At 70.0% G+C, this 13,539-nt stretch carries 11 protein-coding genes; 7 read left to right on the top strand and 4 right to left on the bottom strand.

From position 1 onward, the window contains the following. Nucleotides 1-21 precede the first annotated feature (21 nt). Nucleotides 22-3,462 carry an indolepyruvate ferredoxin oxidoreductase family protein gene (locus ACO2Q0_RS17185; protein ID WP_423352744.1) on the bottom strand — a complete coding sequence of 1,147 codons (3,441 nt, stop codon included), beginning with the start codon at nt 3,460-3,462 and terminating at the stop codon, nt 22-24. A 141-nt stretch (nt 3,463-3,603) separates the two neighbouring features. Between ACO2Q0_RS17185 and ACO2Q0_RS17190 the strand changes: the two genes are divergently transcribed. The 4 genes from ACO2Q0_RS17190 (at nt 3,604) to ACO2Q0_RS17205 (ending at nt 7,151) form a co-directional block, all read left to right on the top strand. Continuing rightward, nucleotides 3,604-4,101 (top strand): Lrp/AsnC family transcriptional regulator, encoded by a 498-nt coding sequence (locus ACO2Q0_RS17190; RefSeq protein WP_423352745.1) that lies wholly within the window; start codon nt 3,604-3,606, stop codon nt 4,099-4,101. Between the two features lie 160 nt (nt 4,102-4,261). Further along, a complete protein-coding gene (locus tag ACO2Q0_RS17195; protein WP_423352746.1) occupies nt 4,262-5,152 on the top strand; it encodes a pirin family protein in 891 nt (296 codons plus the stop codon). 128 nt (nt 5,153-5,280) lie between these two features. After that, nucleotides 5,281-6,651: an L-serine ammonia-lyase gene (locus tag ACO2Q0_RS17200; protein WP_423352747.1), complete on the top strand. Its 1,371-nt coding sequence runs from the start codon at nt 5,281-5,283 to the stop codon at nt 6,649-6,651. 77 nt (nt 6,652-6,728) lie between these two features. Further along, nucleotides 6,729-7,151, top strand: a complete 423-nt coding sequence (locus tag ACO2Q0_RS17205) for a YciI family protein (RefSeq protein WP_423352748.1) — start codon at nt 6,729-6,731, stop codon at nt 7,149-7,151. Here the strand turns inward: ACO2Q0_RS17205 and pgsA are convergent. Together pgsA and uvrC are read right to left on the bottom strand one after the other, a co-directional pair. Beyond that, complete coding sequence (pgsA, locus tag ACO2Q0_RS17210; RefSeq protein ID WP_423352749.1) at nt 7,148-7,768, bottom strand: CDP-diacylglycerol--glycerol-3-phosphate 3-phosphatidyltransferase; 621 nt, start codon at nt 7,766-7,768, stop codon at nt 7,148-7,150. The genes ACO2Q0_RS17205 and pgsA overlap by 4 nt on opposite strands. A 55-nt stretch (nt 7,769-7,823) precedes the next feature. Beyond that, a complete protein-coding gene (gene uvrC / locus ACO2Q0_RS17215) occupies nt 7,824-9,683 on the bottom strand; it encodes an excinuclease ABC subunit UvrC (protein WP_423352750.1) in 1,860 nt (619 codons plus the stop codon). A 150-nt stretch (nt 9,684-9,833) separates the two neighbouring features. On the opposite strand from uvrC, the gene ACO2Q0_RS17220 reads away from it, so the two are divergent. Further along, nucleotides 9,834-10,172 carry a hypothetical protein gene (locus tag ACO2Q0_RS17220; protein ID WP_423352751.1) on the top strand — a complete coding sequence of 113 codons (339 nt, stop codon included), beginning with the start codon at nt 9,834-9,836 and terminating at the stop codon, nt 10,170-10,172. A 67-nt stretch (nt 10,173-10,239) separates the two neighbouring features. Then, nucleotides 10,240-11,313: an acyltransferase family protein gene (locus ACO2Q0_RS17225; protein WP_423352752.1), complete on the top strand. Its 1,074-nt coding sequence runs from the start codon at nt 10,240-10,242 to the stop codon at nt 11,311-11,313. On the opposite strand, the gene ACO2Q0_RS17230 is transcribed toward ACO2Q0_RS17225, so the two are convergent. Next, on the bottom strand, nt 11,314-12,126 hold the full coding sequence (locus ACO2Q0_RS17230; RefSeq protein ID WP_423352753.1) for a hypothetical protein: 813 nt from the start codon (nt 12,124-12,126) through the stop codon (nt 11,314-11,316). Between the two features lie 253 nt (nt 12,127-12,379). On the opposite strand from ACO2Q0_RS17230, the gene ACO2Q0_RS17235 reads away from it, so the two are divergent. Further along, nucleotides 12,380-13,300, top strand: a complete 921-nt coding sequence (locus ACO2Q0_RS17235; RefSeq protein WP_423352754.1) for a cyclase family protein — start codon at nt 12,380-12,382, stop codon at nt 13,298-13,300. Nucleotides 13,301-13,539: the final 239 nt, after the last annotated feature.

A 13,539-nucleotide genomic window follows, 5' to 3' on the forward strand; every position in this document is an offset into this window, starting at 1 on the left:
GCTCGCGCCGGCCCCGACGGCCTAGGCCGTCACGGTCTCCCGGGCGTCGGCCTTCTCCCACTGCGCCCACAGCCGCTTGGCCTCGGCCTTGGCCGGGCCGACGGAAGCGTCCTTCACGTGGCCGAAGCCGCGGATCTGTTGCGGCACGGCGGCGATCTTCACCGCCGTGGCCAGCCGATCCTTCGACAGGCCCTCGACGAGACGGTCGACCTGACCCTCGAAGTCCGTGATCAGCCCGCGCTCCATCTTGCGCTCGGCGGTATGGCCGAACACGTCGAGGGGCGTGCCGCGCAGGCCCTTGAGGCTCGCCAGCACCGGGAAGGCCACGTCCAGCGTCCATCCCGGGAAGGCCATCTTCTTCGGCCTCCCGTCGCGCCCCTTGCGGGCCAGCAGCGGCGGCGCCAGCCACACCTTCGCCCGCCCGCCCTTGAAGGTCTCGGCCTTGTAGGCGGCGAAGCGGCCGTCCGAGTGCAGTCGGGCGACCTCGTACTCGTCCTTGTAGGCCATCAGCTTGTAGAGGCTGATCGCGACCGCCCGCGTCAGCGCCTCGGAGCCCAGCGACCGCTCGGCCGTCTGCACCTTGCGCACCCGGTCCAGGTAGCGCTGGGCGTAGGCCTTGTTCTGGTACGTCTCGAGCTCGCCCGCGCGGTGTGCGATCAGCGCGTCGAGCGGCATGGTCTCGGGGGTCGCCACGTCGTCCTCGCGCGGACCGCGGCTCGCGGGATCGAACGCCGCCTTCCGGCCCAGCTCGAACGCCTGCAGGTTCTCTTCCGCCTGCACCCCGTTCAGCCGGATGGCGCGGTACAGCGCCCGGCTCGACACCGGGATCACGCCCTTCTGCCAGGCGAAGCCCAGCATGATCATGTTGGCGTAGATGGCGTCGCCGAGGTTGGTCTCGGCCAGGTGCTGCGCCGGGGCCGCGTCATAGCTCTTCACCGCTGCGGCGATGCGGCGGGCCTGGGCGTCGGCGTCGAAACGCACGTCGCGGTCGGTGATGAAGTCCGCCGTCGGCGAGAAGTCGGCGTTGCCCACCGCCACGGTGCGATCCTTGGCGTAGAGCGACAGCGCGTCCGCGCCGGCCGCCACCAGGATGTCGCAGGCGATCAGGACGTGGGCCGAAGCCGCCGGCACCCGGCCGCCGATCGTCGTCTCTTCGCTTTCGCCGATGCGCACGTGGCTGAACACCGCCCCGCCCTTCTGGGCGAGGCCCGTCATGTCCACCACGCTGGCCGAGCGGCCGTCGACGTGGGCGGCCATGGCCAGGATCGAGGCCACGGTCGTCACGCCCGTTCCGCCCACCCCGGTGAAGACGATGTTCTTCACGCCGGTGAATTCTTCGAAGGTCGGCAGCGGCGTCGAGTCCGCCGTCAGCGCCGCCATCGTCTCCCGGTGCGCGTTCTCGGCGCCCTCCAGGGTGATGAACGACGGGCAGAAGCCGTCCAGGCACGAATAGTCCTGGTTGCAAGTCGACTGGTTGATCTTCCGCTTGCGGCCGAACTCGGTGTTCAGCGGCTCCACCGACACGCAGTGGCTGGTGCGCGAGCAGTCGCCACAGCCTTCGCAGACCAGCGGATTGATCATCACCCGGCGCGGGGCGGCGGCCATCTTGCCGCGCTTGCGCCGGCGGCGCTTCTCGGTGGCGCAGACCTGGTCGTAGATCAGCACCGTCGTGCCGGGCGTCTCGCGAAGCTCGCGCTGCACCTTCATCAGGTCGGTGCGCGGGAACACCTCCACGCCGGGCGCCAGGTCGCGGACGCCCTCGTAGCGTTCCGGCTCGGCGGCCACGACCACCACCTTCTTCACCCCTTCCGAGGCGAGCTGGCGGGTGATCTGCGGCACGGTGAAGCCGCTCTCAGCCTGTTGCCCGCCGGTCATGGCGACGGCGTCGTTGAACAGCAGCTTGTAGGTGATGTTGGACCTGGCCGCGACCGAGGCCCGGATCGCCAGAGAGCCCGAATGGTTGTACGTCCCGTCGCCCAGGTTGACGAAGACGTGCTTCTCCTCGGTGAAGGGCGCAGCGCCCACCCAGGTCAGGCCCTCGCCGCCCATGTGGCTGGTCAGGTCCGTCGACGGATCGTTGAAGCTGGCCATGTAGTGGCAGCCGATGCCGGCGAGCGCGCGGCTGCCTTCAGGCAGGCGCGTCGATGAATTGTGCGGGCAGCCCGAGCAGAAGAACGGCTTGCGCTGCTGGTCGCTCGACAGGGTCACCGCCGCCATCGAGGCGGCCGACACCCGGCTCAGGTAGTCGTGCACCCGGTCCATGTGCGGGCCGGCGGGCAGGCGGTCGGCGATCGCCAGCGCGATCTCGGCCACCGACAGGGACACCAGTTCCGACAGCAAGGGGCCGCCGTTCTCGTCGGTCTTGCCGATGATCCTCGGGCGCGCGTGCGCAGGCAGGTCATAGAGGGCCGCGCGGGCCTGGGTCTCGATCAGCGGACGCTTGTGCTCAATGACCATCAGGGTTTCGAGGCCGGCGGCGAACGCCCGCAGCCCCTGCGGCTCCAGCGGCCAGGGCATGCCGACCTTGTAGATCGCGACCCCCAGCGACTGCGCTTCGGCCGGGCTGATGCCCATGGCGGCGAAGGCCTCGATGACGTCCTTGTAGGCCTGCCCCTGGCAGACGATGCCGAGCCTGGGGCGGCTGCCGCCCAGCATGACGCGGTCGATGCGGTTGGCGCGGGCGAACGCCAGAGCGGCGGGGATCTTCTGGGTGCGGAGCCGGCGCTCCTTGTCCAGCGGCTGGTCCTTCAGGCGGATGCCCAGGCCGCCGGTCGGGATACGGAAGTTCTCCGGCAGGACGAACCTGTGCCGGTCCAAGCCGACGTCGATCGTCGCGCCCGAGTCCATGGTGTCGGCCAGCGCGATCAGGCCCACCCACAGGCCCGAAAAGCGCGACATGGCATAGCCCAGCAGGCCGTAATCGAGGACTTCCTGCACGTCCGCCGGCGAAAGCACCGGCATTTCGAAGTCCTGGAAGGCGTATTCCGACTGCGACGGCAGGGTCGAGGACTTGCACGAGTGATCGTCGCCGGCCACCGCCAGCACGCCGCCCTTCGGCCAGACGCCTGCGAAATTGGCATGCTTGAAGGCGTCGCCCGTGCGGTCCACGCCCGGGGCCTTGCCGTACCACATGCCGAAAACGCCGTCGTAGCGCGCGCCCGGGAACAGGTTGGCCTGTTGCGAGCCCCAGACGGCGGTCGCCGCCAGGTCTTCGTTGAGCCCTTCCTTGAAGGTGACCTCGGCCGCCTTCAGGTGCTTGGCGGCGCGCGCGGCCTGCTGGTCCAGCCCGCCGAGCGGCGAACCGCGGTAGCCCGACACGAATCCCGCCGTGTTCAGGCCCGCGGCCTGGTCCAGCCGATGCTGGTCGATCATCACGCGCAGCAGGGTCTGCACCCCGGTGATGAAAACTCGACCCTCGGTGAGCAGAAATTTGTCGTCGAGCGTCACATCCAGGTGCCGCATCGCAATTTTATTCCTTTCGGGCCTTCCTCCAGCCCTGCAAGATCATATAGGTTCCGAGGAATTGCTTACCAAAAGCATGCCCCGCCCTTGGGGTTCCGGGGCAAGAACGACGCCATCGACCGCCGGGAGAAGGAGGAAAAGTTGTCTGAGGCCCTCGACGCCGTGGATGCCAAGATTCTGGATCTCATCCAGCACGACGCCGGCCTGTCGGTCGCTGAGATCGCCGATCGGGTGGGACTGTCCTCATCCCCCTGCTGGCGCCGCATCAAGCGCCTGGAGGATGCGGGCGTCATCCAGCGTCGCGTCACCATCCTCGACCGGGACAAGCTCGGCCTGGGCTTCGAGGTCTATTGCACCGTGAAGCTGTCGCTGCCGACCAAGGAAAACCTCGACGCCTTCGAGGCGGCGATCGCCAAGCTCTCCGAGGTCGTCCAGTGCGCCACCGTCACCGGCGCCGCCGACTATGAGCTGCGCATCGTCACGCGTGACATGCACGCCTTCGACGACTTCCTGCGCGAGAAGATCCTGTCGCTGGGCCTCGTTTCCAACATCGAGAGCCGGATCGTCATCCGCTCGGTGAAGCACACCACCGCCGCCCCCCTCGGCCTCGTCAGCCCCTACGTCAGCGCCCAGGGGTAGCTTTTACCTTCCCCGTTCACGGGGAAGAGGGACCGCCCGCCGGAGAGCGGGTGGTGGAAGGGGCGGCCGCAAACGCGGCGCTTGACCTCGCCCCCTCCCCCACGCCCTCTGCGGGGCGCGTCCCCCTCCCCCGCCTTGCGTGGGAGGCAAAGGAGGAAACATGATCGAGCTCGTCATCGACCAGCGGCGGAAGGACCTCGGCGGCTTCGAGGTCGGCCGCGTGCTGCCCTTCGCCAGGCGCCGCACCGTGGGCCCCTTCATCTTCTTCGACCACATGGGCCCGGTGGAGTTCGCGCCCGGCTTCCCGCGCACTGTGGACGTCCGCCCTCACCCGCACATCGGCCTCTCGACCGTCACCTATCTCTTCGACGGCGAGATCACCCATCGCGACAGCGTGGGCGTCACCCAGCGCATCCATCCGGGCGAGGTCAACTGGATGACCGCCGGCTCGGGCATCACCCACTCCGAGCGTTTCGAGACCCTGCGCGCCGAGGGCGGAAAGATGCACGGCATCCAGGCCTGGTGTGCGCTCCCCGTCGAGTTCGAGGAGGTCGACCCCGCCTTCGCCCACCACGAGGCGGGCGACCTGCCGACCCATGAGGCGAACGGCCTGTGGGCCCGCCTGATCGCTGGCGAAGCCTTCGGAGCCAAGGCCAATGTGAAGACCCACTCGCCGATGTTCTACGTCCACTGGCGGCTGGACGCCGGCGCCCAGGCGCAGCTTCCGGCCGAGTATCCCGAGCGTGCGGCTTATGTCGCCCAGGGCGTCGTCGAGGTGGACGGCCGCCAGTTCCAGGCCGGCCAGATGCTGGTGTTCGAACCCGGCCAGCCGGTGCTCTTCACCGCCGTGACGCCCGCCATGGTCATGCTGCTGGGCGGCGAGCCCATCGGCCCGCGCTTCATCGAGTGGAACTTCGTGTCTTCGTCCAAGGACCGCCTCGAACAGGCCAAGGCCGACTGGAAGGCGGGCCGCATGAAGCTCCCTGACGCCGACCACGACGAGTTCATCCCCCTGCCGGAACCCGCCCCGCCGCCGAACCCCATGAGCTAAGGAAAAGGGCGTCATCCCGGACGACCCGCAGGGTCGATCCGGGACCCAGGGCGGCGCGCACGGCTTCTGGGTCCCGGCTCGGCCTCCGCGGCTCACACCGCTCCGTTGGCCGGGATGACGGTTTTCAAATGCAAGTCAGCGTCTTCGACCTCTTCAAGCTGGGGGTCGGCCCCTCCAGTTCGCACACCATGGGCCCGATGACCGCAGCCTGCCGCTTCCTCGCCTGGCTCGGCGAGGCGGCGGACCGCGTCGCCCGCGTCGAGGCCGCGCTCTACGCCTCGCTGGCGCTGACCGGCCGCGGCCACGCCACGGACCGGGCGGTGATCCTGGGCCTGGCCGGCTTCGAGCCGCGCACGATGGATCCGGACCTTGCCGACCAGGCGCTCGCCCGCATCCGGGAAACCGGCCGCCTGCCGCTCGCCGGCCGCCGTGAAATCGGCTTCGACGAGGCGCGCGACCTCCTGTGGGAGGGCCGCACGCGCCTCCCCCAGCACCCCAATGCGCTCCGCTTCGCCGCGTACGACGACCAGGGCCTACTGCTGGGCGAGCGGACCTACTTCTCCATCGGCGGCGGCTTCGTCCGCGACGAGGGCGAGATGGCCGCCAACGCCGCCCCCGACCGCGCCCTGCCGACGCCCTATCCTTTCACCTCCGGCGCCGAACTCCTGGAGATGGCCGAGGCGGCGGGCCTGACCATCGCCGAGCTGATGCTGGCCAACGAGAAGGTCCGCCGCTCGCAGGAAGAGGTGGAGGCCGGCGTCGAGGAGATCGCCCAGGCGATGTACGCCTGCATCGACCGGGGCATGCGCGCCGAGGGCATCCTGCCGGGCGGGCTGAACGTCCAGCGCCGCGCCAACCAGGTCTGGCGCGCCCTCGTCGAGGACGCGGACCGCCGCATCGCCGATCCGCTCGCCGCCCTCGACTGGGTGAACCTCTGGGCGCTCGCCGTGAACGAGGAGAACGCCGCCGGCGGCCGCGTCGTCACCGCCCCCACCAACGGCGCCGCCGGCCTGCTGCCCGCCGTGCTCCGCTACTACGACCGCTTCCACCAGGGCACGCCCAAGGGCCGGCGGACGTTCCTGCTCACGGCCGCCGCCATCGGGGCGCTCTACAAGACCCGCGCCTCGATCTCGGGCGCCGAGGTGGGCTGCCAGGGCGAGGTGGGCGTCGCCTGCTCGATGGCGGCTGCGGGCCTCGCCGCCGCGCTCGGCGCCACCAACGCCCAGATTGAAAACGCCGCCGAGATCGCCATGGAGCACAACCTCGGCCTCACCTGCGACCCCATCGGCGGCCTCGTCCAGATCCCGTGCATCGAGCGCAACGCCATGGGCGCGGTGAAGGCGATCGACGCCGCCCGCCTCGCGCTCCTCGGCGATGGCCAGCACACCGTCAGCCTCGACAAGGTCATCGCCACCATGAAGCGCACCGGCGAGGACATGAGCGCCATCTACAAGGAGACCTCGCTGGGCGGCCTCGCCGTCAATCTCGCGGAGTGCTGAGCCGCCATTGTCGGGATCGGCGCGCCCGGTTCGTCCTCGAGGCATAAGGTCGTAGGGACCCAAGCAGGAGACGGACAATGCGCGTCATGGTGATCGTGAAGGCCAACCCCGACAGCGAAGCCGGCAAGATGCCCTCGCCCGAGATGCTGGCCGAGATGGACCGCTACAACGACGAACTGATCGCCGCCGGCGTGATGGTCGACGGCGCCGGGCTGCACCCTATGAGCAGGAGTGTCCGCGTCAGCTTCGACGGGCCCAGCCCGGTGGTCCTCGACGGGCCCTTCACCGAAACCAAGGAACTGATCGCCGGCTACTGGATCTGGCAGGTCAAGGACCTCGACGACGCCGTCGCCTGGCTAAAGAAGGCGCCGTTCCAGGAGGGCGAGCTCGACATCCGCCCGTTCTTCGAGCCCGAGGACTTCGCCGGCATCGCCAGCGAGGAGATCATCCAGAAGGAGATCGCCTGGCGCGAGGCCCAGCTGAACAAGGCCCAGGCCTAGGTCAGCGCCTTCCGCGTCTGCTCCCAGTACTGGGCGCCGGTGATCAGCGTGACCACCGCGGCCAGCCAGAAGAGGCCATGAGCGACGGCGGCGAATCCGCCCCGCACGCCCGTGTCCTCCGGCAGGCTGAACGCCCCCCAGGCGAGCACGATCAGCTCCATCGACAGCGCCACCAGCTGCAGCGTGGTCTTCCACTTGGCGAGCAGGGTGACCGGCAGCTTCACGCCCTTGCCGGCCCCCACCTCGCGCAGGGCGCTGACGGTGAATTCGCGGAACAGGATGAGGCCGGCCGGCAGAGCCACCCAGGCCTTCTGGTCGCCCGCCGCCAGCAGGCCCAGCACCGCGCCGCAGACCAGCACCTTGTCGCCGATCGGGTCGAGGATGGCGCCCCAGACGCTGGTGGCGTCCAGCTTGCGCGCCAGCCAGCCATCGAAGAAGTCCGTGATCGCCGCGACGACGAAGGCGATCACCGCCCACCGCTGCAGGGCGAACTGTTGCGGGGCGTCCAGCCGCTCGGACACGTAGGGGATGCCGCCCACCGCCGCGGCCAGCGCCACGAACATGAAGAGCGCCATCACGAGGCGTAGCGACGTCAGGATGTTCGGCAGAGCTTTCATGGCAGAATCGAGCGCCCGGTGAGCTGGTTCGTTCCCGCGAGCTTAGCCGTAAAACCTAGGCCTTGTGGAAGTGGTCGTAGATCCGCTGCGCCAGCGCCTCCGACACGCCCTCCACCTTGGCCAGGTCCGCCACCGAGGCCCGGCTGACGCCCCTCGCCGATCCGAAGGTGTGCAGCAGCGCCCGCTTGCGCCCCGGCCCCACGCCGTCGATCTCGTCCAGCGGGTTCTTCTTCAGGTCCATCGAGCGGCGCGTGCGGTGGCTGCCGATGGCGAAGCGGTGCGCCTCGTCGCGCAGGCGCTGCAGGTAGTAGAGCACCGGGCTCTTCGGCTCGAGCATGAAGTACGGCTTGCCGGGGATGTAGAACCGCTCAAGCCCTGCGTCCCGGTCGGGCCCCTTGGCCACGCCGACCACCGGGATATCGTCGACGCCCAGGTCGGCCATGATCTCCATCACCGCCGAGACCTGCCCCTGGCCGCCGTCGATCAGCACCAGGTCCGGGCGGATGGCCTCGGCGCCCTCCTCCTCTTCCTTCACCAGGCGGCCGAAGCGGCGGCGCAGCACCTCCTTCATCATCCCGAAGTCGTCGCCGGGCGTGATGTCCGATCCCTTGATGTTGAACTTGCGGTACTGGCTCTTCTGGAAGCCCTCGGGGCCGGCCACGATCATCCCGCCCACCGCATTGGTGCCCATGATGTGGCTGTTGTCGTAGACCTCGATACGCTCGGGCCGCGCCTCCAGCCCGAAGGCCTCGCACACCCCGTCCAGCAGCTTCGACTGCGCCGAACTCTCGGCCATCTTCCGCCCCAGCGCCTCGCGGGCGTTGGTGAGCGCGTGCTGCACCAGCTGCCGCTTCTCGCCCCGCTGCGGCTGGCTGATCTCCACCCGCCGCTCCGCCTTCTGGGCCAGGGCCTCGGACAGCAGCTCGCACTCCGACGGCAGCAGGTTGACCAGGATCAGCCGGGGGATCGGCTTGTCGTCGTAGAACTGGCCGAGGAAGGCGCTCATCACCTCGGCGTCCTCGTCCGAGCGGTCCACGCGCGGGAAGTAGGCGCGGTTGCCCCAGTTCTGACCGCCGCGGAAGAAGAACACCTGCACGCACGCCTGGCCGCCCTCGGCGTGCAGGGCGAAGACGTCGGCCTCGTCCACCGTCTCGGGATTGATCTGCTGCTCCTGGGCGACCGACGCCAGCGCCCGGATGCGGTCGCGCAGGCGCGCCGCCCGCTCGAATTCCAGGTCCTCGGAGGCCGCCTGCATCTCGCTGGCCATGCGCGCCATCACCGCCCGGCTCTTGCCGCGCAGGAAGGCCCCCGCCTCGTCCACCAGGCCGTTGTAGTCCTCCAGGCTGATCAGCCCGGTGCAGGGCGCCGAGCAGCGGCGGATCTGGTGCAGCATGCAGGGCCGCGTGCGCGTCTCGTACACGCTGTCCGAGCACGAGCGCAGCAGGAACGCCTTCTGCAGCGTGTTGAGCGTCCGGTTCACCGCCCAGGCGCTGGCGAACGGCCCGAAGTAGTCGCCCCTGATCGAATGCGCGCCCCGGTGCTTGCGAAGCTGCGGCGCCGCGTGGTCGCGCCGGATGACGATCTCGGGGAAGCTCTTGTCGTCGCGCAGCAGCACGTTGAAGCGCGGCTTCAGCTGCTTGATCAGGTTGATCTCGAGCAGCAGCGCATCCGTCTCGGTCCGCGTGGTGACGAACTCCATCGACCGCGTCAGGTCGACCATGTGGGCGATGCGCTGGGTGTGGAACCGCCCTTGGGCGTACTGCAGCACCCGCTTCTTCAGCGAGCGCGCCTTGCCGACGTACAGCACCTCGCCGTCCTCGCCGATCATGCGATAGACGCCGGGCCGGTCAGGCAGCCGCTTGACCTCGTCCTTGATGAGCGCGGCGCCCTTCAGCGGCGCCTGGTTGTCCAGCATGCGACAGATATAGGCCGGTTCGCGCCCGCTGGCAGTGCGGCGAACGAACAGAGGGCCGGCGGGCGTCGCACCTTTGGCGCGGGCGCAGCGCGACGCGCAACCCAGCGATGGTGGCGAACGTTGATGGGTTCTGCTTTTGTTCGATTCGCCATGCCCCCGTCGATCCCGTCCCACCCCGCCTGGAAGTTCACCCCCATTCCCGCCTCCGCCGAGACCAGCGTCGGGGACTTCCGCCGCTACCCCGGCTGCCGCCTGCTGCTGTGCTGCGGCGCCTGTTCCTGGTCGAAGCACTACAATCCCGAGCGCGTCATCGACCGGCTCAGGGAGTTGCGCGCCGGCGGCTACGCCACCCGCCTCGTCGACGCCGCCCGCAAGGTGGGCTGGAACTGCCCGGCCTGCTCGCGGATGCGCTGGCGCATGCAGTTCGCCTGGCCGCCCGGGCTCAGCCCCCAGGATGTCCAAAGGCTCGCCAACCGCTACCGGAACTGACCCCGCCCGGCCCGCTTGCGACATCACGGGCCTGTGATGTCGCCGCGGCCGTGCTATGGGGGATTCGATGCACGCCGCGGCCGCCGCAACTCCTCAGGACCGTCCCAAGGCCTCTTCGGGCACGCTCGTCTCGATCCAGGTCCTGCGGGCGATCGCCTGCCTGATGGTGCTGGTCCACCATGCCCGCAACCCGCGGCCGTGGATGTTCGACCCGATGGTCGGCTGGAATCTCACCACCGGCGTCGACATCTTCTTCGTGATCAGCGGCTTCATCATGTACGCCGCCGCACGCACCGAGGCGCCGGCCGAGTTCATGCGCCGCCGCGTGGTGCGCATCGCCCCGCTCTACTGGATCGCCACCCTGACCTGGGCGGCCTGGCTCGCCTTCCGCGACCTGCCGACGCCCGACGCCGGCCACCTCTGGCTGTCGCTGGGCATGATCCCGCACGAGAGCCCGATGCACGCCAATACCGTCTGGCCGGTGCTGGTGCCCGGCTGGACGCTCACCTTCGAGATGGGCTTCTACCTGCTCTTCGCCCTGGGTCTCGCCGTCCGGCGCGTCGTACCGGTCACCACCGTGGCGATCGTGGCCCTGGTCACGGCGGGCTTCCTGTTCGATCCGCCGGGCGCCGTGCTGCACGCCTTCACCGGCCCGATCCTGCTGGCCTTCCTGGCCGGCGTCTGGATCGCCTGGGCCCACACCAAGATCAGCTTCGCGCGCGCCTGGCCGCTCGCCATCGCCGGCGCCGTGGGCCTCGCCGTCCACGCCACCCCGCTCGTCGATCTTCCCAAGGTCTGGGTCGTGGCCTCCAGCGCGGCCCTCGTGGCCGGGACGCTGGCGTTCGAGCCCGCCCTGCGCGCCCGCCGCCCGAAGGTTCTCGAGGCCCTCGGCGACGCCAGCTACGCCATCTACCTCTTCCACACCCTGATCCTGGCCATGGTGGTCTGGCAGGCGCGCAAGCTGCCGCTCACCGGCTGGCCCCAGTTCCTCACGGTCATGGTCCTGGGCTGCGGCCTGTCCACCCTGGCCGGCCTCGCCGCCCATCGCTGGATCGAGAAGCCGATGCTCCGCGTCCTGCTGCGCCTGCGCCTCCCCGGCCTGCCCCGCCCGGCCCGCACCGCCCCGGAAGCGGCGGGCTAGCTACCCCTCCACCTCCCAGTCCGCCTCCACCCCCGGCAGCGGCGACTTCCACGGGCCTTCGTCCACCCGCTCGGGCTGGTTGGTCTCCGGGTCCGGCGCGAAGGTGACCATCCGCATCCACCCGTCGGACCGGCGCGTCTCCAGCCGGAACACCTTGATCCCCACCGCCGGCATCTCGGGCCGGCCGGGCGCCTCCTGGGCCTTGAACCGGCCGAACCGCCGGGGCGCCATCATCGCCGTCATCCAGCGCAGTTGCCGCAGGCGCACCTCGGTCACGTAGGCGGTCTCGGGGTCCGCCCCCAGCGCCATGTCCCAGCCGGTGTCGCACAGCCGTTCGGCCTGGGTCTCGCGAGCCAGCAGCATGGCGTCGTCGAAGTCCGGCCGCCGCTGGCGCCACAGCGTCACCGTCGACATCGCCGGCATCGCCGGGTCGCGGCACACCGAGCTCAGGCTCTCGCCCTCCGACACCCGCCGGAAGATCTCCTGCGCCGTCACGGGGCAATAGGTGCTGCGCCCGCCCGTGCCGAACTGCCCCGCCGCCGCCCGCGCCCGGTCGATCGCCCGCCGGATCGTCGGCCGCTCGCGGGCCCAGCGCATCACCGTGTTGCGCGACGGCATCCCCGGCTCCCGGCAGATGGCGGCGAGGCTCTCGCCCTGCGCGATCCGCTTCAGCAGTCCGTCGATGAGCGCCTTCGCGTAGCGCACATAGGCGCGCGTCCGCGCCTGCTCCGGCGCGCGCGCCGGCAGGTTCGTGTCCATGATCGCGATGTCCTCGGAAAGAGACGCGGGCCGGCCTTGGGCGCAGAGCCTCACGCTGCCCCAACTCTCCCACAAATGCGCGCGAGTCAAGAACAAGACATGAACGTCTGCCACCCACCGTCTCGGCCGGGCTGGTCCCGGCACCCACAGGCGCAGGCGGACGCCGGGGGCGCAGGGCGCCCCGCCCGGCGCTTTGGGATCGATCCGGGCGGGAGGGCGCGTCGCGTCGGCTCAGCGGTCGCTTGAGCGACATTCGCGGGCTGATTAGCACTGTCGCCAGGCGGCTTCAGCCGCAGGGAGAGAGACCATGCTACGAACCGCCGCCCTTTGCCTCGCCTTGGCCCTGCCGCTCGCCGCCCAGGCGCAGCCCTCGCCCTGGGGACCGGACGACACCTTGGGCGCCCTGAACAACCTCTCGCCCGAAGGCGTCCGCAAGGCCGCAGGCCTCGTGAAGACCGGCAAGGTCTACTCGCTCGCCATTCCCACCAGCGCGGATGCGCCCGCGTACGGGAGCCGGAAGTACACCGTGGAGATCACGCCGCCTCCCGGCCGGCCCGCCGCCCCGGTCGGCGCGAACAAGGTGACCGCGCACGACGAGAAGGTGACCACCAGCATGGGGATCGGCACCCAGATGGACGGCTTCGGCCATCTCGGCATCGACCACACCTACTACAATGGGCTGAAGGGCGAGGACCTCAACCAGCCCGGCGGCTTCACCAAGCTCGACTTCGCCGACCGCCCTCCCATCGTGACCCGCGGCGTGCTGATCGACATGGCCCGCCACTTCGGCAAGCCGCGCCTCGAGGCGGGCCAGGCCTTCGGCCGCAAGGACCTGGAGGCGGCGATGAAGGCCCAGGGCGTACGGGTCGGCAAGGGCGACGTCGTTCTGCTCCACACGGGCTGGATGCAGATGCTGAAGACCGACAAGGCGCTCTATTCCCGGAGCGAACCCGGCCTCGCCGAAGACGGCGCCGCCTGGCTGGCGGACCAGGGGGTGGTCGCCATCGGCGCCGACACCATCGCCCTCGAGCCCCTGCCCTACGTGGACCCGCAGCGACCCTTTCCCGTGCACCAGCTGCTGCTGGCCAGGCGCGGCGTCCACGTGCTGGAGAACATCCGCACCGACGAACTGGTCGCCGACGGGGCCCAGGAGTTCCTCCTCGTCCTGGCTCAGCCGCGGTTCGCCGGCACGGTCCAGGTGGTCGTGAACCCCGTCGCCATCCGCTAGGCTCCGCCCGCCCGGTGATCTGTCAGGGCTCGCGGAGCCCTCGGGAACGCGCCTCAACCCTCCCCGCCACCGTCATGGCCGGGCCCGTCCCGGCCACCCAGAAACGCAGGCGGATTCAGGCTGGGCAGGGCCAATGCGGAGATCGGGAGGCTCGTTCAACCCTCGCCCAGGCCTGCAATGTGGGGAAACGCGCCTAAGTCCGTTTCGGCTTCCGACCCTCAAGGCCTTCACCCTAAGCG

The organism is Phenylobacterium sp. VNQ135 (genome assembly GCF_049445735.1).
Taxonomy (GTDB): Bacteria; Pseudomonadota; Alphaproteobacteria; order Caulobacterales; family Caulobacteraceae; genus Phenylobacterium.